A 23,519-nucleotide genomic window follows, 5' to 3' on the forward strand; every position below is an offset into this window, starting at 1 on the left:
GGCGCGGTCCGGCTGCTGCAGGGCCTGTGTGCCGGACTCCGGGCCGGCGCCCGGGCCGGGTTCCACATCGCCGCCGTCGGCAGCGCCAGGGGCATCGGCATCGGGGGCGTCGGCGGGGGCGGTGGCGCTCAGGGCGCCGATCCACTCCAGGGTGGCCCCCTCGACCCCCGACAGCCAGCCCAGCAGTGCGAGCCGGGCGATCGGCGGGATGGTGCGGCACCCGTAAGCGCCCTCGGCGATGGTGGCCACCAGCTCGGAGCGGACGGCGTCACGGATCGCCAGCACCTCGGCATCGGAGCCGACTCCCCCGGTGGCGATGGTGCGGTAGGCGGCCCGGTGGTGCTCGGCGTAGTGGAGATAGCCGTCGATCGTACGGCGCGCCCGCTCGGCGGCCGGCAGCTCAGGCTCCCCCGCGGCGCGCGCGACGAGCTCGGCGACCGAGTCCTCGACGACGGCGAGGTAGTAGCCGCGCTTGCTCTTGAAGTAGTAGTAGATCAGTCCCTTGGCGACGCCCGCGTGCTTCGCGATGTCGTCCACGGAGAGCGCGTCGTACGAGGTGTCGGCGAACAACTTGCGCCCGGTCGCTATTAGTTCGGCCCTGCGGACCTGCGAACGCCCCGTCGTACCGCGTCGTTGACTAATGTTCAAATTCGACCCCAGCCTCGAACTGCCATAAGACGTCCGCAGTATGGCAGACCCGTTCCCCGTATTTCGCTGCGCAGCGGGGCGGGCAGGCCGGAGCGGAGGGCGGCGAGGACGGGGAAGGTCAGAGCCAGCCGATCTGGGTGACGAACATGGCGACGACGACCACCAGGGTCCAGCCGAGCACGTGCTCGAGCCAGGAGGGGGCGTCCTTGGGGCCACCGGTCCGGACGAGGTTGCGGGCGCGGGCGGTGAGTGCGGCGCTGTGTGCGGTCATGCCGTCCAATGTGACAGCGTTCGCGGCTTTCGCGGTAGAGACGAGCATCACGCGTGGCACGCATCACGCCCCTGACCGCACGCCGCCGACCGCACGCCCGCCGGGCCCCGGCCGGTGTGCGGTCGGGGCCCGGCGCGTGCGGGTGTGTCAGACGGAAGAGGCACGCTTGCGTCCCGCCATGGCCACCATGGCCAGGGCGAGGAGCAGTGCGACGCCACCTGCGATGACGTTGCTGACCACGGTGCGGGTCGTGTCGACCTCGCCGGCGATGGCCCACGGGGCCACAACCGTCCAGGCGCCGATCGCGACCGCCGTCCAGGCCATCGCGTGGGTGCGTTCGTAGGCCGAGCCGAGTCCGCTCATGCACAGGCAGTACGCCAGGCCTGCGATCAGGTTGTTGATGGCCAGCGAGCCGAAGACGCTGAAGCCGGCGATCCACGGCGAAGCCGCCAGGTACAGGCCCGTGATGAGGGCCAGCGCCTCCACGGTCTGCGCGGCGGGGGTGCTGGTGACCCGCTCGAACCGCGAGCGCATCTCGGCGAGGTCGGGGTGGTGTTCGATGCTGTGGGTGGTCATGGTGGGCCGCCTCCTGTAGAAGACTTTATGCACCCTTTATGACCTTATGTTCCACTTATTTTTACCTCCGGTCAACGGGAGATTCCAGGCTCGTCTCACAGCACCCCCACCGACCTGAGCGCCAGGATCTGGGCGATGCTCGGGTGGGCCGGGGCGTACAGGTAGCAGATGCCTCCCGAGCCGGTGGCGACCTTGCCGGCGGCGTTGTAGCGCTTGGTGCGCAGCCAGACGTTCTCCCATTCACGCCGCTTGTAGACGCGCCGGACGGCCGGGTCGTCAGGCGAGTTCGGGTCGTTGGCGATCACGTCCCCGGCCGCCGTGAAGCCGATCACGGTCATCAGGTGGCCGGCGGTGCCGTAGCCCGCACCGGTGAGTTCCTCGGCGCGGAAGGACTGCGAGGTGATCGCCGGGATGCCCGCCCTGACCACGGCCTCCAGGTCGGCGAGGGAACGGAGCCGGGTGACGACCCCGGCGAGGCCGCTGTAGGTGGCGGCGTACGCGGCGTTGAACGGCCAGTTGCCGCACCCCTTGTACGCGCTGTCGTAGGTGGAACGGGCCGCGTGGCAGACCTGGGGGTCGGCGTAGCGGGAATCGACCCAGGCCAGGTCCTCGGGGGTGGGCCTGCCTCCCCAGTACTCGATGATCATTTGGGAGGAAGTGGGACTGCACCAGGCCTCGCCGCCGTTGTCGTACTGGGGGTACTGGCCGACGTGGATCTCCTGCGAGTAGCGCGGGACATTCAGCTCGTGGGCCTTGCCGGACGGGACGGAGGCGGGCACGGTGAACCGGTCCGGGACGTCGGAGACCATGGCCCCGGCCAGCCAGACCGTCGGGCCCTGGGCGGCGCCGGGCTTGCGGTACAGGGTGAGGCGCAGTTGCCAGTCGGTAATCCGTACCCCATTCGCCCGGGCCGGGGCGTCGACGGCGAGGGTGTCGGTCCACACGGTGGAGGTGCCGTCGGTCTGACCGTCGACGGAGGTGCGCCGGATGTCGACGTCCCCGGAGGCCCAGCGGCCCATCACGTACCAGGGGGTGGTGGCGCCGGTGCCGTAGGTGGCGCGCAGTTCGACCTGGATCCACGTGCCGGCCGGGGTGTGGGCGTTCCAGGAGGCGATGGCCTCGGTGCCGGGGACGGAGGACCGGTGTACGGGGGAGGTCCAGGCGGCGTACTCCCAGGTGTTCTTCTTTGCGGTGTGCGGGTCCGTGTACTCGGTGCGGCCGGCCGGGGTCGTGATCACCAGGCCGGGGCGGGAGCCGTTGAGGGCGGCGGTGCCCCGGTGGGTGCCGGCCCGCCAGTGGCCGTCCGCGTACCAGAACAGGTTGTCCACCGTGGCCGGCACGTTCGCTCCGGTACGGGTGGCGGCCGTGGCCGAGCCACCGGCCATCGTGGCGGTGGTGGCCGCCGCGAGTACGGCGGCGAGTACGGCCCTGCGCGGCGTGCGTGCGGTCATCGCGGGGTTCCCCCTGGACGGGTCGGTGCTTCGGTCGCTCCACCCTTCCAGTTCCCGGTGGCGGCAGGCCGAAGCCAGGGCCGTGTCGGGGGTGATGCGGGACCGAGCCGTAGGCTGGCCGGGTGGAGCCGCACCCCTCGTACCCCTCGTACCTCTCGCACCCGGCGTGCCCGTCGCTCGCACCGCTCGCCCGGGAGATCGCCGGTCTGTCGCCGTCCCTGGGTCCCGTGCGGCTGGTCGCGATCGACGGGCACGCCGGGTCCGGGAAGAGCACCTTCGCCGGGCTGCTCGCCGAGGCGCTGGGCGGGGCGCCAGTGCTGCACCTGGACGACGTGGCCACCCACGAGGAGCTTTTCGACTGGCCGGAACGACTGCGCACGCAGGTGCTGGAACCGCTCTCCGCCGGGCGTGCGGCCCGCTGGACCCCGTACGACTGGGTGGAGCGCCGCTTCGGCCCGGAGCGGGTGTTGGAGCCTTCGCCGGTGCTCCTCGTCGAGGGGGTCGGGGCCGGCCGCCGGGCGCTGCGCCCGTACCTAGCGAGGCTGCTGTGGATGGAGACACCGCGCGCGCAGTCCTGGGGGCGCGGTCGTTATCGGGACGGGCGTGAACTCTCCGACTTCTGGGACGGATGGGAGCGCGCGGAGCGCGCGCACTTCTCGGATGATCCTTCGCGCCCCTTCGCCGACACTTTGGTACGTCAGAGCGGTACGGGATACGAGTGGTCTTCCGGGGCGGATGAGACGGCCGGAAGGGCTGCTCCCGTCACGGAAGGTGACGGACTCCCCCGGGCCTGAGGCGGTCGGAAGCACCACTGCCGCGGGCCGTCCCCGACGTGCTTGACCTGGCCCCCGCAGCGGCCTTACGTTCTGAATGCGCGGTCTTTCCAGGCCGCAGCGGACGCGAAGCCCCCGATTGTTCCCCCGTGATCGGGGGCTTCGTTCTGCCCCCGCCCGGCTCCTACGCCGGCCCGCACGGGGCGAGCCTCCCCGAAATCTTCACCCTGAGTCACCTCGCGTCCCGATGGTGCGTCGCCGACCGGTGCCTGCGGCACCCTACGTATGGTGCGTAGCCGCAGGTACGATGCACCCCTGATTTCATCGGCGCAGTGGACAACTCGTGGGCGCGACGCGGGGGTTGCTGTGCACCACGGGGGCAGGCTTGTGGGGGATGTGATGGATTTCGGCACGCCGGGCACGCACGCCCCGGCCGAACTCGCCTGGCTGCGCGGGGTCGACGCCTGCACCATGGGCGCGTATCCGCAGGCCGAGGAGGAGTTCCGGACGGCCGTACGACTGGATCCCTCGATGGCCGACGCATGGCTGGGCCTGCACGCGCTCCGGGTGGACACCACGAACGCCTTATTGCGCATGTACGCCCACCGCGACCGCTTCGGTGAGCAACGGGCCCGGCACCGGCGGACACTGAACTCCTGGTACTGGCTGGGCTGGTGGGTACAGCCGGTGCTGGAGAGCCGGCGCGACCTCCTGCTGGCCCACGCCTCGCACTGGCTGGACGGCCGGCACGTACCCGAGCTGGACCAGGCGTTGGCCGCCCTCCCACCGGTGGACACCGACCTTCAGGTGCGGTTCCTGCACGCCTGCCGCGCCTACCTGGTCAAGGACTGGGAACAGCTGGTCCGGCACACCGAGCCGCTCGTCGACGATCCGCTCCTGGGGATCGAGGCGGGACTCTTCGGCGGTATGGCCCGGGTCCGGCTGGAGATGTACGGACAGGCCGAGCCGATGCTGTCGGCGGCCCTGATGCGGTGCCGCAGTGAGCAGCCGCAGCGCAAGGAACTGCGGTACTGGCTGGCGCGGGCGCACGAGGGGACCGGGCGCAGCGCGGCGGCGTTGCCGCTGTACCGGGCGGTGCACCGGGTGGACCCGGCGTTCATGGACACGGCGGCCCGGCTGACGGCGATCGAGGACAGCGAGGACTACGACGGGTACGCCGGGTACGCCGGATCCGGCTACGAGGGGTACGCCGGGCACGGTCTGTCCCCGGTCGGCGGGGACTTCGCGGCCGTGGTCCTCGGCGGCGGCCCCGTCCAGGACGTCGCGGCGGACGGGCAGCTGGAGTCCGACCCGTTGCTCGCGCCGGAGCCCGATCCGCGGTTCGGGGCGCCGACCACGGACCGGGTGGAGGGCGCGCGCCGTAAGGTGGCCGTTCCGCCGCAAGCCGCGCCCGGAGGGTTGCCGGCGGCGCCCGCCGATCCGGCCCTGCTCGCCCAGGCGCTCGCCGAGCTGGAGCGGATGGTGGGCCTGGAGCCGGTGAAGCGGCAGGTGAAGGCGCTCTCCGCGCAGTTGCACATGGCCCGGCTGCGGGCCGGCCAGGGCCTGCCGGTGCAGCCGCCGAAACGGCACTTCGTGTTCTCCGGGCCCTCCGGGACGGGCAAGACGACCGTGGCCAGGATCTTGGGCCGCGTGTTCTACGCGCTCGGCCTGCTCGGCGGGGACCATCTGGTGGAGGCCCAACGGGCCGACCTGGTGGGCGAGTTCCTCGGGCAGACCGCGGTGAAGGCCAATGAGCTGATCGATTCGGCGATCGGCGGGGTGTTGTTCGTGGACGAGGCGTACAGCCTGTCCAACTCCGGCTACAGCAAGGGCGACGCCTACGGGGACGAGGCCCTCCAGGTGCTGCTGAAGCGGGCCGAGGACAACCGGGACCACCTGGTGGTGATCCTGGCCGGCTATCCCGCCGGGATGGACCGGCTGCTCGCCGCCAACCCGGGGCTGTCCTCGCGGTTCACCACCCGCGTGGACTTCCCCAGCTACCGACCGCTGGAACTGACGGCGATCGGTGGGGTGCTGGCGGACGCGAACGGGGACTGCTGGGACGAGGAGGCCCTGGAGGAGCTGCGCAGCATCAGCGGGCACGTGGTGGAGCAGGGCTGGATCGACGAGTTGGGCAACGGCCGCTTCCTGCGCACCCTGTACGAGAAGAGCTGCGCCTACCGGGACCTGCGGCTGGCGGGCTTCGCCGGCGAGCCCTCCCGGGACGACCTGGCGACGCTGCGGCTGCCCGACCTGATGCAGGCGTACGGGGAGGTGCTGTCGGGCAGGGGCCCACAGGACCGCGACCGCCCGGAGCCGCCGCCGCTGTGACGCGGAAGCGGCCCCGGGCCGGCAGGCCTCAGCCCACCATGGCCCCTTCGCTCCGGGGTGCCCGGCGGGCCTGCAGAGCCGTGCGGTGCGCGGGGTCGCGCACCTCTCCGACCAGCATCTCCAGGACGTCCTCCAGGGCGACCAGACCCAGGACCCGCCCGGCCGGGTCGGCGACCTGGGCCAGATGGGTGGCGTCCCGGCGCATGACGCTGAGCGCGTCGTCCAGCGGGAGGGTGGCGGACAGGGTGGTCATCCGGCGCCAGACCCGCTGGGGCACGGCCCGCTCCCGGTCTTCGAGGTCCAGCACGTCCTTGACGTGCAGGTAGCCCATGAAGGCGCCGTTCTCGGAGCGGACGGGGAAGCGGGAGTAGCCGGTGCGGACGGTCAGCTGCTCGATCTGCCGCGGGGTCGCCGAGGGGCCTACCGTGACGAGCCGGTCCCGGGGCAGCAGCACGTCGGTGACCGGGCGGCTGCCCAGTTCCAGGGCGTCCTCCAGGCGCTCCTGCTCGCCGGGCTCCAGGAGCCCGGCCAGTCGGGAGTCCTCGACGAGCCGGCCGAGCTGCGCGCTCGTGTAGACGGCCTCGACCTCGTCCTTGGGCTCCACCTTGAAGAGGCGCAGCACCAGATGGGCGCAGGCACCCAACGCGGTGGTGACGGGGCCGCACACCCGGGCGAACGCCACCAGGCCCGGACTGAACCAGAGCGCGGTCCGCTCGGGTGCGGCCATGGCGAGGTTCTTCGGCACCATCTCGCCGATGACCAGGTGCAGGAAGACCACGGCAGCGAGGGCCACCGCATAGCCGAGCGGGTGGATCACACCCTGGGGGACGTGCACCGCATGGAAGACGGGCTCCAGCAGGCGGGAGATCGTCGGCTCGGCGACCGCACCCAGGGTCAGGGAACAGATGGTGATGCCGAACTGGGCCGCCGCCATCATCCGCGGCAGGTTCTCCAGACCGTGCAGCACCTGGCGGGCCCGCTTGGAGGAGGCGGCCAGCGGCTCGATCTGGCTGCGCCGCACGGAGACGAGGGCGAACTCGGCGCCCACGAAGAAGCCGTTGGCGAGGACCAGGAGCAGGGCGAAGAGCAGTTGCAAGGCGTTCATCGGGCGGCCGTTTCCACGTCGTTCCTGAGCACGGCGGCCGGTTGTCCGGCGGCGGGCTGCCCGGCGAGGGAGCCGTATTCGGGACGGGCTGCCGGGCGGGGTGCCGGGCGTGCGCCCGGCGCGCGGTCGGACACCGGCTCGGGGCCGGACGGTTCCGCTTGCCCCGGGTGGGGGGCGGGGAGCAGCCGGACCAGCCGGACCCGCTCGGCCCGGTAGCGGCCGACCTGACGGACGGACAGCTTCCAGCCGGGCAGTTCGGCGCGGTCCCCGGGAGCGGGGATGCGGCCGAGCAGGTCCGCGACGAGACCGGCGACGGTCTCGTACGGGCCTTCGGGCACCTCCAGGCCTATCCGGCGCAGCGTCTGCACCCGGCAGCTGCCGTCGGCCTCCCAGGAGGGACGGCCGTCCTCGGCGGGTACGGCTGCCAGCTCGGGGTGGTGGTCCTCGGCGAGGTCGTGTTCGTCGCGGACCTCGCCTACGAGCTCTTCCACGATGTCCTCCAGGGTGACCACCCCGGCGGTGCCGCCGTACTCGTCGACGACCACGGCCATCGGCTGTTCGCTCCGCAGTCGTTCCAGCAGCGGTTGGACCGGCAGGGAGCCGGGCACCAGCAGCGGGGGGACGCAGATCCGGCTCACGGTGGTGCGGGCGCGTTCGGACTCGGGCACGGCGAGGGCGTCCTTGAGGTGGACGACACCGGTGACCTCGTCGATGCGCTCGCGGTAGACCGGGAACCGGGACAACCCGGTGGCGCGCGTCAGGTTGAGCACGTCGGCCGCGGTGGCCGTGTGCTGGAGGGCGCTGACCTTCACCCGGGGGGTCATGACGTGCTGGGCGGTGAGCTCGCCCAGCGAGAGGGTCCGTACGAAGAGGTCGGCGGTGTCCTGTTCGAGGGCGCCGGCCTGGGCCGAATGGCGGACCAGGGAGACCAGTTCGCCGGGGGTGCGGGCGGAGGCCATCTCCTCGGCCGGTTCCACGCCGAGCGCCCGCACGAGGCGGTTGGCGACGGCGTTGAGGCCGGCGATGACCGGCCGGAAGGCACGGGAGAAGACCTGTTGCGGGCCGGCCACGAAGCGGGCCACCTGGAGCGGCCGGGAGACGGCCCAGTTCTTCGGGACGAGCTCGCCGACGACCATCTGGACGGCGGAGGCGAGCAGCATGCCGACGAACACGGCGATGCCGGAGACCGCTCCCGCGGGCAGGCCGGTCGCCGCGAGCGGCCCGGCAAGCAGTGCGGCGAGGGCCGGTTCGGCGAGCATGCCGACCACGAGGGAGGTGATGGTGATGCCGAGCTGGGTGCCGGAGAGCTGGAAGGACAGCTCTCGCAGGGCCTCGACCACCGTGCGCGCACGGCGGTCACCGTCCGCTGCGGCGCTCTCGGCCTCCGGTCTCTCCACCGTGACGAGGCCGAACTCGGCCGCCACGAAGAAACCGTTGGCGAGGATCAGGGCGAATGCCGCCACGAGCAGGAGTAGCGGGATGGTCATGCCGCCGCCTCCGTGGGGAGGGCGGCGCGGGTACTACCGGACGATCCGTCCATTGCTGGAGGGAGTCACTCCTCGAGTCGTAGGTGCCCACGGGCCACGGGGTCCCAGGGCCGGTGGGAGGGCGCACAGCTGCGCCCCGCACCAGGGTAGTCATTGAGATCGCCGCCGCAATGGGACGCAGCGGTCGGTTGTCGCTCCGGTGCCCCGCCCGAGACCGGCGGGAGGGCGGTTCGAGGTCAGCCCGGGGGCGGCTCAGTGGTCGCGCGGCCCGGTTCCCAAGGTCTCGGCGAGGGCGCGCAGGGCGCGGGCGTCGCCGATGGCCTGCTGCCTGGCCACCCCGGGCTGGATGCCCAGGACGGGCAGGCTGGTGCCGTCGCTGAGGTCCAGGAACACCCACGGGTCGCCGGGTCGGAGGTTGACGCGCAGGATCTGCGCCCACTCCAGGCGGCGGGTGTTGGTCAGGTTGACCACGGTCACGCCCGCCTCGTCCGCGACGACCTTGGGGCGGCTGAGCAGAACGAGGACGGAGGTCAGCAGGACGGCGGTGAAGACGAAGCTGATCCGCTCCCCCGGGCTGAGGTTCTCCAGGAGGAAGGCGATCGCCGTGATGGTGGCGAACATGGCGAGCCCGACGCTCAGCAGGACGACCCGGGTGCGGGTCGGCCGGAAGGTGACCGGCAGGGCGGGCGGTGCGGATGGGGCGGCGGACTCGGCCATGATGCTGGTGATGCCTTCTGGAGGGGACGTACGGATCGGGTGACGTACGGGTCAGAGACGGCAGGCGTGGATCGAGGTCGTGAGGATCGCGCGCGCACCGAGCTCGTACAGGTCGTCCATGATCCGCTGCGCCTCCTTGGCGGGGACCATCGCACGGACGGCGACCCAACCCTCGTTGTGCAGGGGTGAGACGGTCGGCGACTCCAGGCCCGGGGTGAGGGAGACGGCGCGTTCGAGGTGCTCGGCGCGGCAGTCGTAGTCCATCATCACGTAGCTGCGGGCGACCAGGACGCCCTGGAGGCGGCGCAGGAACTGCTGGGCCTGCGGGTTGTCGGCGTCGGTGCCGTTGCCCCGGATGACCACGGCCTCCGAAGTGAGGATCGGCTCGCCGATGACCTCCAGGCCGGCATTGCGCAGGCTGGTGCCGGTCTCGACGACGTCCGCGATGATCTGGGCGACGCCGAGCTGGATGGCGGTCTCGACCGCGCCGTCCAGGTGCACGACGGAGGCGTCGATGCCCTGGTCGGCGAGGTGCTTGGCGACGATTCCCTCGTACGAGGTCGCGATCGTCATGCCGTTGAAGTCTTCGGGGCCTTTCGCGGTGCCGGGCTTGGTGGCGTAGCGGAAGGTGGACCGGCCGAAGTTCAGCGGGAGGATCTCCTGCGCACTGGCGCCGGAGTCGAGCAGCAGGTCGCGGCCGGTGATGCCGATGTCGAGCTTGCCCGAGGAGACGTAGATCGCGATGTCCTTGGGGCGGAGGTAGAAGAACTCCACCTCGTTCTCGGGGTCGACGACCACGAGCTCCTTGGACTCCTTGCGCTGGCGGTAGCCGGCCTCATGGAGCATCGCCGACGCCGGTCCGGAGAGTGAACCCTTGTTGGGGACGGCGATGCGCAGCATGGGGCTTCCTTCAGTGCGTGTGCGATGGGTTTGGGTGGTGCGGGAGGACCTACGGGGACCCGCGTTCAGCTCCGGCCTAGAGGTGCGCGTAGACGTCATCGAGGGAGATCCCGCGCGCCACCATCATCACCTGAACGTGGTACAGCAGCTGGGAGATCTCCTCGGCGGCGGCTTCCTTGCCCTCGTACTCGGCGGCCATCCAGACCTCGGCGGCCTCCTCGACGACCTTCTTGCCGATGGCATGGACGCCCTTGCCGACGAGCTCGGCGGTACGGGAGGTACTGGGGTCGCCGGTGGCGGCCTTGAGCTGGAGCTCGGTGAAGAGCTCTTCGAAGCTCTTGGTGGGTTTGTTCGCCATGATGGTCCTCAGAATACGGGTCTCCCGCCGCCACTCAGCGCCAGGGTTCGCTGACGGACCGCAGGGTCGCAGCAGTGGAGACGGCGGCGATGACCGCTTCGTGCCCCTTGTCCTCGTTCGACCCCTCAAGCCCGGCGCGGTCCAGCGCCTGCTCGTCGTTGTCGCAGGTCAGTACGCCGAAGCCGACGGGGACTCCGGTGTCGATCGACACCTGCACCAGGCCCTGGGTGACGCCCTGGCAGACGTAGTCGAAGTGCGGGGTGCCGCCGCGGATGACGACTCCGAGGGCGACGATGGCATCGTAACCGCGACCGGCCAGTACCTTCGCCACGACCGGGAGCTCGAAGCTGCCGGGAACGCGGAGCAGGGTGGGCTCGTCGATGCCCAGCTCGTGCAGGGCACGCAGGGCGCCGTCGACGAGCCCGTCCATGACCTTCTCGTGCCACTGGGCCGCGATGACCGCGACCCGGAGGTCTCCGCAGTTCCTTACGCTCAGTTCGGGTGCGCCCTTGCCGCTCACAGCTGTGCTCCTCGATCGTTCGTGTGGTTCGTGTGGTTCGTGCCGGGTGTACGTGCTTACTGGTTGCCGCAGGCGGACGTGGTCGCGACCCCGTCCAGCCACGGCAGGTCGTGGCCCATCCGGTCCCGCTTGGTGCGCAGGTACCGCAGGTTGTGCTCGCCCGCCTCCACCGGCATGGCCTCCCGGTCGGAGACCGTGATGCCGTGCCGTACGAGGGCTGCGGACTTGTCGGGGTTGTTGGTCAGCAGCCGGACGCTCTTGACGCCGAGGTCGGCGAGGATCTGCGCGCCGGCGGCGTAGTCGCGGGCATCGGCCGGCAGACCGAGCTCCAGGTTGGCGTCCAGGGTGTCGCGACCCCGCTCCTGGAGCTCGTACGCGCGCAGCTTGGACACCAGTCCGATTCCGCGGCCCTCGTGACCGCGCAGGTAGACGACCACGCCGCGGCCCTCGGCCTTGATGCGGGCCATGGAGGCGTGCAGCTGGGGGCCGCAGTCGCAGCGCAGGGAGTGGAAGATGTCGCCGGTCAGGCATTCGGAGTGGACCCGGACCACGACGTCAGTGCCGTCACCGATCTCGCCGTGGACGAGGGCGACGTGCTCGACCCCGTCCACGGTGGAACGGTAGCCGTACGCGGTGAAGTCTCCGTGGGCCGTCGGCAGGGTGACCTGGGCCTCGCGGCGCACGGTGGGCTCGGCGGAGCGGCGGTAGGCGATCAGGTCCTCGATGGAGATGATCGTCAGGCCGTGCTTGCGGGCGAACGGGATCAGCTCCGGGAGGCGCAGCATGACGCCGTCCTCGCCGGCGATCTCCACGATCGCACCGACCGGACGCAGGCCCGCGAGGCGGGCGAGGTCCACGGCGGCCTCGGTGTGGCCGTTGCGGACCAGCACGCCGCCGGGCTTGGCGCGCAGCGGGAAGACGTGGCCGGGGCGCACGAAGTCCGAGGGCTCGGAGACGCCGTCGGCGAGCATCCGCAGGGTGGTGGCGCGGTCTGCGGCGGAGATGCCGGTGGAGACGCCGTGGGCGGCGCTCGCATCGACGGAGACGGTGAAGGCCGTCTGCATCGACTCGGTGTTCCTCTGGACCATCTGCGGCAGTTCGAGCCGCTCCAGCTCGGGGCCCTCCATGGGGGCGCAGATCAGGCCGCGGCACTCGCTCATCATGAACGCGACGATCTCGGGGGTGGCCTTCTCGGCGGCGACGACGAGGTCGCCCTCGTTCTCGCGGTCCTCGTCGTCGACGACGACGACGGGGCGGCCGGCCGCGATGTCACGGATGGCCTGCTCGACGGGGTCGAGCCGGAAGGTCGCGTCGAGGACGGCGTCGATGTCGGGCACGGGCTTGAGGGTGTTCATGCCGTTGCTCCTTCCAGGGCCGGGGCGGGAGTGGTGCGCGAGCGCTGGTACCAGTCGTGGGCACCCCACAGGACGAGTGCGAAGTAGACGACGTAGACGAGCCCGGAGAAGGCCAGTCCGTTGGTGAAGGCGAGCGGGACGCCGACCAGGTCGACCAGGAGCCAGGCGAACCAGAACTCGACCAGGCCGCGGGCCTGGGCGACCATCGCGACGATCGTGCCGACGAAGATGTAGGCGTCGGCCCACGGGCTCCACGACAGGTTCGGGAAGAGCGTGAACAGGCCGCCGACGGCGAGCGTGCCGAGGGCCGCGCCGGCGAGCAGCAGCCCGCGCTCCGTCCAGGTGGCGGTGCGCACCGCGAGGGTTCCGTCCTGGGCCTGCCGCTTGCCGAGCTGCCAGGCACGCCAGCCCCACACGGCCACGCCGATGACGAGGAGCTGCTTGCCGACGCCGCCGGCGAGGTGGGCCGAGGCGTAGGCGGCTATCAGGATCAGGCCGGACAGCAGCTGGGCGGGCCAGGTCCACAGGGAGCGGCGCCAGCCGAGGGCGAGGGCGGCCAGGCCGATCAGGTTGCCGATCATGTCGGACCAGATGACCTTCTGTTCGAAGACCGTGAAGGCCTCCGTGTTGAGCCAGCTGAGGGCGCTCACCGGGTCTCCTCCTGCCGGTCGTCGGACGTCGCGGTCAGCGGGTCGACGCCGGCGGCCAGCAGGCGTTCGACGTATTTCGCGAGGACGTCGACCTCAAGGTTGACCGGGTCGCCGGGCTGCTTGATGCCGAGCGTGGTCAGCGCGAGGGTGGTGGGGATGAGACTGATGGTGAAGTAGTCGGCGGCGGCCTCGACCACGGTGAGGCTGACGCCGTCCACCGTGATGGAGCCCTTCTCCACGACGTACCTCGAAAGGTTCTGCGGGAGCGAGACCTTCACGATCTCCCAGTGCTCCGAGGGAGTCCGGGAGAGGATCTCGCCGGTGCCGTCCACGTGCCCCTGGACCAGGTGGCCGCCGAGTCGTCCGCCGAGGGCCATCGGACGCTCCAGGTTGACCCGCGAGCCCTTCTGGAGGGCGCCGAGGCTGGAGCGGTTCAGGGTCTCCTGCATGACGTCGGCGGTGAACTCGCCGTCGGCGGTCTCCACGACGGTCAGGCAGACGCCGTTGACGGCGATGGAGTCACCGTGCTTGGCGCCGTCAGTGACGACGGGGCCGCGCAGGCGGAAGCGGGAGGCCTCCGAGAGCTGCTCGACGGCGGTGACCTCGCCCAGTTCTTCGACGATTCCGGTGAACACTCAGTGCTCCTTGGGGGCGGTGGTGGGGGCGGCTTCGGGGACGGCGGTGATGCGGAGATCGGCGCCGACGCGGACGGCCTCGGTGATGTCGAGGCGGACCGCGCGGGCGATGGTGGTGATGCCTGCGTCGGCGAGAGCGGCGGGGCCGGAGCCCAGGAGCGCCGGGGCGAGGTAGCCGATGACCCGGTCGACGGCGCCCGCCGCGAGGAAGGCACCAGCCAGGGTGGGGCCGCCTTCCAGGAAGACGGAACGCACGCCGCGGGCGTACAGCTGCGCGAGCAGGTCGGGGACGGCGATGCGCCCGTCGTGCAGGGGCAGCCGGAGCAGTTCGACGCCCGGCAGGTGCCGGGCGTCGGCGTCCTCGCCGACGACGAGCAGCGTGGGCGCCGCGTCGTCGAGGACGCGGGCACTGGGCAGGAGTGCGGCGCGGGTGTCCAGGACGACGCGCAGCGGCTGGGTGGCGCCCTCGATCCCGCGCACGGCCAGGTGCGGGTCATCGGCCCGCAGGGTGCCGCCGCCGACGAGGACGGCGTCGGCCTCGGCGCGCAGCCGGTGGACGTCGGCGCGGGACTCCGGGCAGGTGATCCAGCGGCTGCTGCCGTCCGCGGCGGCGCTGCGGCCGTCGAGGGTAGCGGCGTACTTCCAGGTCACGTGCGGGCGACCCAGCCGTACGGAGGTGAGCCAGGCGGTGTTGCCCGCCTCGGCCTCGGCCTCCAGCACTCCGCCCTCGGTCGTGATCCCGGCGGCGCGCAAGGTGACGGCACCACCGCTGGCTTGCGGGTTCGGGTCGGCGACGGCGTAGACCACGCGGGTGATGCCGGCCTCGACGAGGGCCTGGGCGCAGGGGCCCGTACGACCCGTGTGGTTGCAGGGTTCGAGGGTGACGTAGGCGGTGCCGCCGCGGGCCGCTCCGCCGGCCGCGCGCAGGGCGTGGACCTCGGCGTGCGGGCCGCCGGCGCGCTCGTGCCAGCCCTCGCCGACGATGGTGCCCGCGGCGTCGGTGATGACGCAGCCGACGACCGGGTTGGGGCTGGTGGAACCGAGTCCACGGGCCGCGAGCTCGATGGCGCGGCGCATGGCCTGCGCGTCGGCGTCGTGCGGTGCGTGCGCGGCGTGGGTCGCCACCGGGTCCTCCTGCCTCCATCGGGCACGGACTCCGGGGCCTGTCGGGATACGACAGATGAAGCGGTACAGCTCACGCGGGGACGCCGAGGCCGGAGAAACGGTCCGCTCGGACGCATCCACAGGGATGCGCCGATGAACCGCCGACGGCGGCGTACCGGTGACTGGCCCGCCGCGCACTGCCTCCCATCCGGACTTTCACCGTCGGTCCAGGAATTTCACCTGGTCAACCGGCCGCTGGCTGCGGACGGGTCGCGGACTATACCGCCGGTTCGGAATTACACCGACCCCGGAGTGCGCTGCTTACTGGTACTGGAGCCAGTTTGCCACGGGCGATCGACGGCCACGCGAGCCGGGGGCTGTGGCCTGGGTCACAGAGGGGCGACTGTGCGGGAGTCCGTCAAGTCCGTCCGAGGTTGGTCCAGACCTATTGACTGGGTGGTCTAGTCCTCTTAACGTTCCCTTCACCCTCCCTGGGAGACAGCCCGTCAGATGTGCGCACGTCACGGGCCAACACGCACCACTTCTCCGCCTGTTGTGTCCTTCGTGTCCCGCCATCCTCCCCTCCCCAGGAGGCACCATGCCGTCCCCCACACGTACGAGAGCGATGCTCCTGGCATCCGGCGCCGCGATCGCCGGACTGCTGCTACCGGCGCTGTCGACGACGTTTTCGCATGCAGCCTGGGGGTCCCCCCAGGCGGAGTCCGGGGAAGAGAGCTGTCGACCCGACGGGCTCTACAAGACGGCCGGCGTCGACGTCCCGTACTGCTCGGTCTACGACTCCGAGGGCCGCGAGAAGATGGGCGCCGACCACCAGCGCCGCGTCATCGGATACTTCACGGGCTGGCGGACCGGCAAGGACGGCACCCCCGCCTACCTCGCCAACAACGTCCCGTGGTCCAAGGTCACCCACCTGAACTACGCCTTCGCCCACGTGGGCAGCGACAACAAGATCTCGGTGGGAACGGACAACGCGAACAACGCCGCCACCGGGATGACCTGGCCGGGTGTCGCGGGCGCCGAGATGGATCCCGCCCTCCCGTACAAGGGCCACTTCAACCTGCTGAACAAGTTCAAGAAGCAGTACCCCGACGTCAAGACGCTGATCTCGGTCGGCGGCTGGGCCGAGACCGGCGGCTACTTCGGCGACGACGGCAACCGAGTGGCGTCCGGCGGCTTCTACTCGATGGCCACCAACGCCGACGGCTCGGTCAACCAGGCCGGCATCGACACCTTCGCCGACTCCTCGGTCCAGTTCATCCGCACGTACGGGTTCAACGGCGTGGACATCGACTACGAGTACCCGACCACCATGAAGGACGCGGGCAACCCGCTCGACTGGCAGCTCTCGAACGCCCGCCGGGCCGGGCTGGTCAAGGGCTACGCCGCGCTGATGAAGTCGCTGCGCGAGAAGCTCGACCGTGCGGGCGCCGCCGACGGCAAGCACTACCTGCTCTCCGTCGCCGCCCCTTCCTCCGGCTACCTGCTGCGGGGCATGGAGACGTTCCAGATGCAGAAGTACCTGGACTACGTCAACATCATGTCCTACGACCTGCACGGCGCCTGGAACGAGTACGTCGGCCCGAACGCCTCGCTCTTCGACGACGGCAAGGACGGCGAACTGGCCGCCGCCGGCGTCTACTCCACCTCCCAGTACGGCGGCATCGGCTACCTCAACTCCGACTGGGCGTACCACTACTTCCGCGGTTCCATGCCGTCGGGCCGCATCAACATGGGCCTGCCGTACTACACCCGCGGCTTCAAGAACGTGCAGGGCGGCACGGACGGCCTGTGGGGCAAGGCCCCGGCCACCACGTGCCCGGCCGGTGCGGGCCTGACCAAGTGCGGTGACGGCGCGGTCGGCATCGACAACCTGTGGCACGACCTGGACACCAACGGCGTCGAGTCCCCGGCGGGCTCCAACCCGATGTGGCACGCCAAGAACCTGGAGAAGGGCGTCGTCGGCGACTACGTCACCCGGTACGGGTTCCCGGCGAACACCACCCTGACCGGCACCTACGTCCGCAAGTACGACTCCACACTGGTGGCGCCGTGGCTGTGGAACGACCAGAAGAAGGTCTTCCTGTCGACGGAGGACGAGCAGTCCGTCGCCGCCAAGGCCGACTACGTGGTGAACAAGGGCATCGGCGGCACCATGGTCTGGGAGCTGGCGGGCGACTACGCGTACAACACGGCCAAGGGCCAGTACGAGATGGGCGACACCCTCACCACGACGATGTACGAGAAGTTCAAGTCGGCCGCGCCGTACGGGGCCAAGCGCGCCACCATCGGCATGCCGAGCCAGGCGATCAAGGTGGACGTCGACTTCGGGCAGTTCCCGCTGGGCGACTCCAACTACCCGATCAGCCCCAAGCTGAAGATCACCAACAACACGACGGCGGCCCTGCCCGGCGGTACGGAGTTCCAGTTCGACTACTCCTCCTCGGCACCGGGCAACGCCAAGGACCAGTCCGGCTGGAACACCACCATCATCCGCAGCGACCACACGGGCAGCAACGTGGGCGGCCTCAAGGGCGACTACAACCGGGTCTCGCTCAAACTGCCGTCCTGGCAGTCGCTGGCCCCGGGCGCCTCGGTGGAGCTGGACTTCGTCTACTACCTCCCGACCTCGACCCCGTCCAACTGGACGGTGAGCTTCGGCGGGAACACGTACGGCATCGCCGGCGACCTGGCGCGCGGTGTGACGGTGGTGGAACCGGGCGGTGCGACGACCCCGCCGACCACGACCCCGCCCCCGGGCGGTACGTGCAGCAACCCGGCGTACGTGGCGGGCACGGTGTATACGGGCGGCCAGACCGTCTCCCACAAGGGCCACAACTGGAAGGCGCAGTGGTGGACGCAGAACGAGGAACCCGGCACCACCGGCGACTGGGGCGTCTGGAAGGACCAGGGCGCCTGCTGACACCCCCCAGGTGAAGGAACACGGGGACCCGGTGGCCCGGCGGCCACCGGGTCCCCGCGCGTGCACCGCCCGATCCCCTCGTACGCTTCCCCGGTGATCACACCCGTCACCGCCTCCGCCGAGGCCGAGGACACCGTCCAGGACGCCTACCTGCGCTGGAGCTCCGCCGAGCGCGACGACATCGAGCACCTCGGGGCCTGGCTCGCCAAGGTGGTCACCCACCTGTGCGTCAACTTGACCCGGTCCTGAAGGGCCGGGTTTGGGGGTAGCGCCCAACTGGCTGCTGGGTTGGCTCCTCCGTCCAGACACCCCTATGGGGTGGCAGGGACGCGTGACTCACGCCCCGCTGTCCACACGGTCTCGCCCTTGCGGCGGATGTTGTGGGACGCGTTGGCGTCCGCGTGCATGAGGGCCCCGCAGGACCGGCACGCGAACGTCGCTTGATCGACGCGGTTGCGCCGGTCGATGTGGCCGCACTCGGAGCATTGCTGGCTGGTGTACGCCGGATCGACGTACACCAGCGGCACCCCGGCCCGCTTCGCCTTGTACTCAACGAAGGCGGCGAGCTGGTGGAAGCTCCACGAGTGCAGGGAGGTCCGCTGGTCCTTGCGCAGCCGTACCCGGCTTCGGATGCCCGTGAGGTCTTCCAGGGCGATACCGGAGCCGGTGCGTTCAGCGGTGGTGACGATGGTCTTGGAGACGATGTGGTTGACGTTGGCGGTGTGCCGGGCTTCCTTGCGGGAGCGCTTCTTGAGGAGGCGCTTGGCGGACTTGGTGCCCTTGGCCTGCAACGTCCTGCGCAGATCGAGCTGTCGTTTGCGGTGCCGGTTCAAGCCGCGACCGGCGGCCCGGTAGCCGGTGGAGGTGGTGGCGATGTTGGCGATGCCGAGGTCGACTCCGATGAACCCGTCAGGCTCGTACTGCTCGGCCTCGGGGATGTCGCAGACGGCGATCAGGTAGAACACGCCGTCGCGTTCGATCAGGTCGGACTCGCCCTTGCGGTGCTCGCGGAGCATCTTGAGCGCGTCCGGGGAGCAGGCGAAGCGAACGCTTTTGAGCCGTCCGGCCGTCGTCCAGATCGACACGGTTGCGGCGTCGTACTGCCAACTCAAACACCGGTCGTCGTACGGCTGCGCGGCCTGGGGCCGGAACGTGATCGGCTTCGACTCCGCCTTGACCCTGCGCTTCGATCCTGGCTTGCCCAGGTTCCCGGCCGTGATGTTCGCCTTCAACGTGGTGTAGGCGTCACGGGTCTTCTTGATGACGTGCTGAGCGGCTTGCGCCCCGAGCCCGCGCGCCTTCAACTCGGCGTAGGTGTGTTTGCGCAGCTCGTACTCACGCGGCACACCGTGCTCGAACGCCACACCGGACACCCAGCACGCGGCCTCGTTGACCGTGCGCAGGGTGGAGCGCAGCGCGGCGGCCTGCTCGGCCTCCGGCAACAGCTTCACCTGCGCCACGAGCTTCACCCCCATGATCGTAGCGTTGATCTATGTCACCACGCTGGGAGCCAAACCCCAATGCCGTCCCGGAACCGCGCGGCCCGCCCCTCGGGCAACGCCGGGAGCACGGCTCCGAGCAGCGGTCCCGCCCGCGGCGGGACGAGGCGGGGCAGGGCGAGGGCGTCGCCGATCGGCGCCGCGCGGCTGCGGGCGCACCCGAGGGCTGCTCGGGGTCAGGCGCCGAACAAGGTCGACTGCGCCGCTTCGCGGGCGGCCAGGCGGGCGCCCACGAGGACGCCCGGGTCGCCGAGGACACCGGCCCGGACCTGCACGGGCACCGGTGTGAGCGTCGTCAGCCGGTGGGCGACCCGGCCTGCCAGGTCGGCGCCGCCCGCCCTGCCGAGCTCGCCGCCCAGGACCACGCACCCGGGGTCCAGCACCGCCGCGACGGCCGCCGCGCCCAGGGCGAGCCGTTCCGCCAGGGCGTCGAGGAAGGCCCCGCCGGCGGCACCTGCCACCGCCTCCTCCACCGGCCCGGTGAAACCGTGTTCCGCGGCCAGCGCCGCCACCGCCTCCCGCCCCACGAGCGCGTGGAACCCGCCCCCGCAGTCCGTGGCGGAGGGCAGCGCGCCCGTGCCCGGGACCGGGAGGAAGCCGATCTCGCCCGCCCCTCCGGACGCCCCCCGGCGCAGCCGGCCGTCGAGGACCACCGCCGCGCCGACGCCCGCGCCCAGCCACAGCAGGACGAAGGAGTCCAGGTCCTGCGCCGCGCCCACGCGCTGCTCGGCCAGGGCTGCGAGGTTGGTCTCGTTCTCGACGACCACCGTGGCCGGCAGCCGCAACTGGAGGGCCGCCACCAGGTCCCGGTGCCAGGCCGGCAGGCCGGCCGTGCTGCGCAGTTCTCCGCTGGACGGGGCCACCAGCCCCGGGGCGCCGACCACCACCGTGTGCAGCCGGTCTGCGCCGGCCTCGTGCGCGAGCCCCTCCAGCGCGTCCACGGCCTCGTCGACCGCGTCCACCGGGAGCGCCGCCTGGGCCAGGGGGCGGCCGAGGAGGTCGGCGACCACCGCGGTCGCGCTGTCCGTGCGTACGTCCAGGGCCGCCAGGTACGCGCGGCGCGCGACGATCCCGTACAACCGGGCGTTGGGGCCGCGGCGTTGTTCGCCCGACTCCCCCACAACCTCGATCAGCCCGGCTTCGGTCAGCCGCTCGACGAGGTCGGCGACCGAGGGGCGGGACAGGCCGGTCATCGACTTGAGCTGAGTGGCCGTCAGCGCCCCTTCCTCCTGGAGGAGTCGCAGCGCGAGCCGGTCGTTGATGGCCCGGGCCGTGCTCGGCGAGGCGGGCGACGGAGCAGCAGGGGTCAGGGCCTTGGCAGGAGTCACGGCGCTCATCTTAGGTAGCTCCACGAGACTAACTATCAGGCAGGGTCCCTGATAGTTTAATAGTCATGACAGGGGAAACCGACCTCAGCCCGGCGCGCCTGCGCCATGCCCGCTTCGCCATCGCCGCCGTCTTCTGCGCCCACGGCGCCGTCACCGGCTCCTTCGCCACCCGCATCCCCTGGATCCAGGACCACGCACAGCTCAGCGCGGGCACCCTGGGCCTCGCCCTCGCCTTCCCCGCACTGGGCGCGGCCCTCGCGATGCCGCTGGCCGGGCGCATCAACCACCGTTTCGGGGCCCGCGCCGCGCTGCGCGCACTGCTGACCCTGTGGACCCTCTCGCTGATCCTTCCGAGCCTGGCCCCGAACCTGGTCACGCTGTGCTTCGCGCTCCTCGTCTACGGGGCCACCTCCGGGATGTCGGACGTGGCGATGAACGCGCTCGGGGTGGAGACCGAGAACCGGATCGGCCGCTCGATCATGTCCTCGCTGCACGGCATGTGGAGCGCGGGCGCGCTCATGGGCTCGGCGGCGGGCACGGTCGCCGCCCACGCCGGGACCGACGCGCAACTGCACCACCTGATCGCCGCGCTCGCCCTGACCGCGGCGGGGCTGGTCGCCGTACGAGGGGTGCTCGACCTGCACAGCGATGCGGAGGCGCCGGCGCCGCCGCACTTCGCACTGCCGCCGAAGTCCGCGCTGCTGATCGGCGCGATCGGGTTCTGCGCGGTCTTCGCGGAAGGCGCGAGCCTGGACTGGTCGGCCGTCTACCTGCGGGACGTGCTGCACACGGACGCCGGGCTCGCGGCCGCCTCCACCACCGCCTTCGCGCTCACCATGGCCGTCGCCCGGCTCGTCGGGGACCGGGTGGTGGATCGGTTCGGGGCGGTCCGCACGGTCCGGGCGGGCGGGGCGACGGCCACCGCCGGCGGCCTGCTCGTGGTGACGGTCCACCAGCCTGCGGCGGCGCTGGCGGGCTTCGGGCTGATCGGGCTCGGCATCGCGGTGGTGGTCCCGCTGGCCTTCGCAGCCGCCGCGCGCAGCGGGCCGGCCCCGGCGCAGGCCATCGCCGGTGTGGCGACGATCACGTACACCTCGGGGCTGATCGCACCGTCGGCGATCGGCGCGGTGGCGGACGCGACCTCACTCGTGGTCTCCTTCGCACTGGTCACCCTGCTGGCGTTCGCGCTGGTCGGGGGAGCCGCCGTGCTGCGGCAGAAGCCTTCGGTCAGGGCCTCCGTGACCGCCCATCGGGACGAACCCGCCGGAATCCAGCCGTAATATGTCGCTGGCCGCTCGGCGGCCCGGTTGCTTGACACAACGGCTCGACGGAAGTGGTAGATCATGGGCCTCGGCGTGCGCTGGACCCTGCACGGAGACGGGCGGACCCCCGCCCCCGGCGCGGTGGTGCGGCCGGACGAGCGGCTGTCGTGGCCGCGGACCGCCGGGCTGGGTGCCCAGCACGTCGTGGCCATGTTCGGCGCGAGTTTCGTCGCGCCGGTCCTGATGGGCCTGGACCCGAACCTGGCCATCATGATGTCGGGCGTCGCGACGGCCATCTTCCTGCTTGCGACCCGCGGCCGGGTGCCCTCGTACCTGGGGTGCTCGCTCTCGTTCGTGGGCGTCGCGGCGGCTATCCGCGCCTCGGGCGGGGACAGCGCGGTGGTCACCGGCGCCGTGTTCGTGGTCGGCGCCGCACTGTTCCTGGCCGGGCTCGCGGTGCAGCGCTTCGGCGCGCGGATCATCCACGCAGCGATGCCGCCGGTGGTGACGGGCGCGGTGGTGATGCTGATCGGCTTCAACCTGGCGCCGGTGACGGCTTCCACGTACTGGCCGCAGGACCAGTGGACGGCGCTGCTGACCATGCTGTTCACGGGGCTCGCCGTGGTCTGCCTGCGCGGGTTCTGGTCCCGCATCGCGATCTTCCTGGGACTGGTCTTCGGGTACGGGATCTCCGCGCTGTTCGACCTACTCTTCGGGAAGATCCACTCGACGGTGGGCGGGCCCGAGGCCGTGGACCACTGGCGGCTGGACCTGTCGAAGGTGGCCGAGGCCGACTGGATCGGGCTGCCGTCCTTCCACGCGCCGTCCTTCGAGTGGTCGGCGATCCTCATCGCCCTGCCGGTGGTGATCGCCCTGATCGCGGAGAACGCCGGGCACGTCAAGGCCGTCGGCGAGATGACCGGCGACCCGCTCGACGACACGCTCGGCACGGCGATCGCGGCCGACGGCGCCGCCTCCATGCTCTCCACGGCCGTCGGTGGCCCGCCGAACACCACGTACTCCGAGAACATCGGCGTGATGGCGGCCACCCGCGTCTACTCCACGGCGGCCTACTGGGCGGCGGCGGGCTTCGCGCTGCTCTTCGGCCTGTGCCCGAAGTTCGGCGCGGTCGTGGCGGCGATCCCCGGCGGGGTGCTCGGCGGGATCACCGTCATCCTCTACGGGATGATCGGCCTGCTCGGCGCCCAGATCTGGATCAACGGCGGGGTGGACCTGCGCAATCCGCTGAACCTGGTGCCGGCCGCGGCGGGCATCATCATCGGCATCGGCGGGGTGAAGCTGCAGGTCACGGACAGCTTCGAGCTCGGCGGGATCGCACTCGGCACGATCGTGGTGATCACGGGCTACCACACGCTGAGGTACTTCGCGCCCGCGCACCTCAAGGAGCAGGAACCGCTGCTCGACTCGGGCACCTCGGCGTACGACGAGGAAGACGCGGGCAGTGCCGGCACCGCGGGCGAGGGCGGTCGCCGGGGCGGCGAGCGGGACGCAGAAGGCACGCCGGACACGCGTTCCTGAGCCGGGTTCGCCCGAACCGGCGAAGCACACGGCCAAGTTCCCCGGATCGGCGCCGCCGGCTGGGACGCT

General features: G+C 71.3%; 21 protein-coding genes, 1 pseudogene and 1 riboswitch. Of the genes and pseudogenes, 6 read left to right on the forward strand and 16 right to left on the reverse strand.

Annotation, left to right across the window (positions count from 1 at the left end; translation table 11 throughout):
- Nucleotides 1-138 precede the first annotated feature (138 nt).
- The 4 genes and pseudogenes from ABZZ20_RS13035 to ABZZ20_RS13050 all read right to left on the reverse strand — a co-directional run.
- Nucleotides 139-648 (reverse strand): annotated as a pseudogene (locus ABZZ20_RS13035) (TetR/AcrR family transcriptional regulator); the annotation flags it as partial.
- Nucleotides 649-766: 118 nt separating this feature from the next.
- Nucleotides 767-919 carry an SCO1431 family membrane protein gene (locus ABZZ20_RS13040; RefSeq protein ID WP_356869485.1) on the reverse strand — a complete coding sequence of 51 codons (153 nt, stop codon included), beginning with the start codon at nt 917-919 and terminating at the stop codon, nt 767-769.
- A gap of 147 nt (nt 920-1,066) precedes the next feature.
- Nucleotides 1,067-1,495, reverse strand: coding sequence for an SPW repeat protein (locus tag ABZZ20_RS13045; protein WP_356869486.1), 429 nt, complete (start codon nt 1,493-1,495; stop codon nt 1,067-1,069).
- Nucleotides 1,496-1,590: 95 nt separating this feature from the next.
- Nucleotides 1,591-2,946, reverse strand: coding sequence for a peptidase C39 family protein (locus ABZZ20_RS13050; RefSeq protein WP_356869487.1), 1,356 nt, complete (start codon nt 2,944-2,946; stop codon nt 1,591-1,593).
- A gap of 197 nt (nt 2,947-3,143) precedes the next feature.
- Between ABZZ20_RS13050 and ABZZ20_RS13055 the strand changes: the two genes are divergently transcribed.
- Nucleotides 3,144-3,740 (forward strand): hypothetical protein, encoded by a 597-nt coding sequence (locus ABZZ20_RS13055; RefSeq protein ID WP_356869713.1) that lies wholly within the window; start codon nt 3,144-3,146, stop codon nt 3,738-3,740.
- A gap of 378 nt (nt 3,741-4,118) precedes the next feature.
- Complete coding sequence (locus ABZZ20_RS13060; RefSeq protein WP_356869488.1) at nt 4,119-6,050, forward strand: AAA family ATPase; 1,932 nt, start codon at nt 4,119-4,121, stop codon at nt 6,048-6,050.
- Nucleotides 6,051-6,078: 28 nt separating this feature from the next.
- Here ABZZ20_RS13060 and ABZZ20_RS13065 read toward each other — a convergent pair whose 3' ends face one another.
- The 10 genes from ABZZ20_RS13065 to ribD form a co-directional block, all read right to left on the reverse strand.
- Nucleotides 6,079-7,155, reverse strand: coding sequence for a hemolysin family protein (locus tag ABZZ20_RS13065; RefSeq protein ID WP_356869489.1), 1,077 nt, complete (start codon nt 7,153-7,155; stop codon nt 6,079-6,081).
- A complete protein-coding gene (locus ABZZ20_RS13070; RefSeq protein WP_356869490.1) occupies nt 7,152-8,642 on the reverse strand; it encodes a hemolysin family protein in 1,491 nt (496 codons plus the stop codon). Before ABZZ20_RS13070 ends, ABZZ20_RS13065 begins: the two co-directional genes overlap by 4 nt.
- Nucleotides 8,643-8,894: 252 nt before the next feature.
- On the reverse strand, nt 8,895-9,359 hold the full coding sequence (locus ABZZ20_RS13075; protein WP_356869491.1) for a PH domain-containing protein: 465 nt from the start codon (nt 9,357-9,359) through the stop codon (nt 8,895-8,897).
- A 51-nt stretch (nt 9,360-9,410) separates the two neighbouring features.
- Nucleotides 9,411-10,259, reverse strand: coding sequence for an ATP phosphoribosyltransferase (hisG, locus tag ABZZ20_RS13080; RefSeq protein ID WP_356869492.1), 849 nt, complete (start codon nt 10,257-10,259; stop codon nt 9,411-9,413).
- Between the two features lie 76 nt (nt 10,260-10,335).
- Entirely contained in the window at nt 10,336-10,617 is a 282-nt protein-coding gene (locus tag ABZZ20_RS13085) for a phosphoribosyl-ATP diphosphatase (protein WP_356869493.1), read from the reverse strand.
- Nucleotides 10,618-10,651: 34 nt separating this feature from the next.
- Nucleotides 10,652-11,137 (reverse strand): 6,7-dimethyl-8-ribityllumazine synthase, encoded by a 486-nt coding sequence (gene ribH, locus ABZZ20_RS13090; RefSeq protein WP_030298869.1) that lies wholly within the window; start codon nt 11,135-11,137, stop codon nt 10,652-10,654.
- Between the two features lie 56 nt (nt 11,138-11,193).
- Nucleotides 11,194-12,492: a bifunctional 3,4-dihydroxy-2-butanone-4-phosphate synthase/GTP cyclohydrolase II gene (locus ABZZ20_RS13095; protein ID WP_356869494.1), complete on the reverse strand. Its 1,299-nt coding sequence runs from the start codon at nt 12,490-12,492 to the stop codon at nt 11,194-11,196.
- The gene (locus ABZZ20_RS13100) at nt 12,489-13,142 is read right to left on the reverse strand and encodes a nicotinamide mononucleotide transporter family protein (RefSeq protein ID WP_356869495.1); all 654 of its coding nucleotides are present in this window, start codon (nt 13,140-13,142) and stop codon (nt 12,489-12,491) included. Before ABZZ20_RS13100 ends, ABZZ20_RS13095 begins: the two co-directional genes overlap by 4 nt.
- A complete protein-coding gene (locus ABZZ20_RS13105; RefSeq protein WP_356869496.1) occupies nt 13,139-13,777 on the reverse strand; it encodes a riboflavin synthase in 639 nt (212 codons plus the stop codon). The genes ABZZ20_RS13100 and ABZZ20_RS13105 overlap by 4 nt, the downstream gene beginning before the upstream one ends.
- The gene (ribD, locus tag ABZZ20_RS13110) at nt 13,778-14,854 is read right to left on the reverse strand and encodes a bifunctional diaminohydroxyphosphoribosylaminopyrimidine deaminase/5-amino-6-(5-phosphoribosylamino)uracil reductase RibD (protein ID WP_356869714.1); all 1,077 of its coding nucleotides are present in this window, start codon (nt 14,852-14,854) and stop codon (nt 13,778-13,780) included.
- A gap of 217 nt (nt 14,855-15,071) precedes the next feature.
- Nucleotides 15,072-15,201: riboswitch (FMN riboswitch) on the reverse strand.
- 278 nt (nt 15,202-15,479) lie between these two features.
- Here ribD and ABZZ20_RS13115 point away from each other — a divergent pair.
- Both ABZZ20_RS13115 and ABZZ20_RS13120 read left to right on the forward strand, forming a co-directional pair.
- Nucleotides 15,480-17,822, forward strand: a complete 2,343-nt coding sequence (locus ABZZ20_RS13115; protein ID WP_356869497.1) for a chitinase C-terminal domain-containing protein — start codon at nt 15,480-15,482, stop codon at nt 17,820-17,822.
- Nucleotides 17,823-17,915: 93 nt separating this feature from the next.
- Nucleotides 17,916-18,071 (forward strand): sigma factor, encoded by a 156-nt coding sequence (locus tag ABZZ20_RS13120; protein ID WP_356869498.1) that lies wholly within the window; start codon nt 17,916-17,918, stop codon nt 18,069-18,071.
- A gap of 62 nt (nt 18,072-18,133) precedes the next feature.
- On the opposite strand, the gene ABZZ20_RS13125 is transcribed toward ABZZ20_RS13120, so the two are convergent.
- Nucleotides 18,134-19,297: a transposase gene (locus tag ABZZ20_RS13125; protein WP_356869499.1), complete on the reverse strand. Its 1,164-nt coding sequence runs from the start codon at nt 19,295-19,297 to the stop codon at nt 18,134-18,136.
- Nucleotides 19,298-19,497: 200 nt separating this feature from the next.
- A complete protein-coding gene (locus tag ABZZ20_RS13130; protein WP_356869500.1) occupies nt 19,498-20,658 on the reverse strand; it encodes an ROK family transcriptional regulator in 1,161 nt (386 codons plus the stop codon).
- Nucleotides 20,659-20,714: 56 nt separating this feature from the next.
- Between ABZZ20_RS13130 and ABZZ20_RS13135 the strand changes: the two genes are divergently transcribed.
- Together ABZZ20_RS13135 and ABZZ20_RS13140 are read left to right on the forward strand one after the other, a co-directional pair.
- A complete protein-coding gene (locus ABZZ20_RS13135) occupies nt 20,715-21,929 on the forward strand; it encodes an MFS transporter (RefSeq protein WP_356869501.1) in 1,215 nt (404 codons plus the stop codon).
- Nucleotides 21,930-21,992: 63 nt separating this feature from the next.
- On the forward strand, nt 21,993-23,450 hold the full coding sequence (locus tag ABZZ20_RS13140; protein ID WP_356869502.1) for a solute carrier family 23 protein: 1,458 nt from the start codon (nt 21,993-21,995) through the stop codon (nt 23,448-23,450).
- The last annotated feature ends 69 nt before the right edge of the window (nt 23,451-23,519 follow it).

The sequence above is a fragment of the Streptomyces sp. NPDC006430 genome (genome assembly GCF_040612395.1).
In the GTDB taxonomy this organism is placed as follows: Bacteria; Actinomycetota; Actinomycetes; order Streptomycetales; family Streptomycetaceae; genus Streptomyces.

What these genes read in the sequence shown, in the direction of transcription:
- ABZZ20_RS13040 (WP_356869485.1), bottom strand. Translation starts at nt 919, where the DNA reads ATGACCGCACACAGCGCCGCACTCACCGCCCGCGCCCGCAACCTCGTC.
- ABZZ20_RS13045 (WP_356869486.1), bottom strand. Translation starts at nt 1,495, where the DNA reads ATGACCACCCACAGCATCGAACACCACCCCGACCTCGCCGAGATGCGC.
- ABZZ20_RS13050 (WP_356869487.1), bottom strand. Translation starts at nt 2,946, where the DNA reads ATGACCGCACGCACGCCGCGCAGGGCCGTACTCGCCGCCGTACTCGCG.
- ABZZ20_RS13060 (WP_356869488.1), top strand. Translation starts at nt 4,119, where the DNA reads ATGGATTTCGGCACGCCGGGCACGCACGCCCCGGCCGAACTCGCCTGG.
- ABZZ20_RS13065 (WP_356869489.1), bottom strand. Translation starts at nt 7,155, where the DNA reads ATGAACGCCTTGCAACTGCTCTTCGCCCTGCTCCTGGTCCTCGCCAAC.
- ABZZ20_RS13070 (WP_356869490.1), bottom strand. Translation starts at nt 8,642, where the DNA reads ATGACCATCCCGCTACTCCTGCTCGTGGCGGCATTCGCCCTGATCCTC.
- ABZZ20_RS13075 (WP_356869491.1), bottom strand. Translation starts at nt 9,359, where the DNA reads ATGGCCGAGTCCGCCGCCCCATCCGCACCGCCCGCCCTGCCGGTCACC.
- hisG (WP_356869492.1), bottom strand. Translation starts at nt 10,259, where the DNA reads ATGCTGCGCATCGCCGTCCCCAACAAGGGTTCACTCTCCGGACCGGCG.
- ABZZ20_RS13085 (WP_356869493.1), bottom strand. Translation starts at nt 10,617, where the DNA reads ATGGCGAACAAACCCACCAAGAGCTTCGAAGAGCTCTTCACCGAGCTC.
- ABZZ20_RS13095 (WP_356869494.1), bottom strand. Translation starts at nt 12,492, where the DNA reads ATGAACACCCTCAAGCCCGTGCCCGACATCGACGCCGTCCTCGACGCG.
- ribD (WP_356869714.1), bottom strand. Translation starts at nt 14,854, where the DNA reads ATGCGCCGCGCCATCGAGCTCGCGGCCCGTGGACTCGGTTCCACCAGC.
- ABZZ20_RS13115 (WP_356869497.1), top strand. Translation starts at nt 15,480, where the DNA reads ATGCCGTCCCCCACACGTACGAGAGCGATGCTCCTGGCATCCGGCGCC.
- ABZZ20_RS13125 (WP_356869499.1), bottom strand. Translation starts at nt 19,297, where the DNA reads ATGGGGGTGAAGCTCGTGGCGCAGGTGAAGCTGTTGCCGGAGGCCGAG.
- ABZZ20_RS13130 (WP_356869500.1), bottom strand. Translation starts at nt 20,658, where the DNA reads ATGAGCGCCGTGACTCCTGCCAAGGCCCTGACCCCTGCTGCTCCGTCG.
- ABZZ20_RS13135 (WP_356869501.1), top strand. Translation starts at nt 20,715, where the DNA reads ATGACAGGGGAAACCGACCTCAGCCCGGCGCGCCTGCGCCATGCCCGC.
- ABZZ20_RS13140 (WP_356869502.1), top strand. Translation starts at nt 21,993, where the DNA reads ATGGGCCTCGGCGTGCGCTGGACCCTGCACGGAGACGGGCGGACCCCC.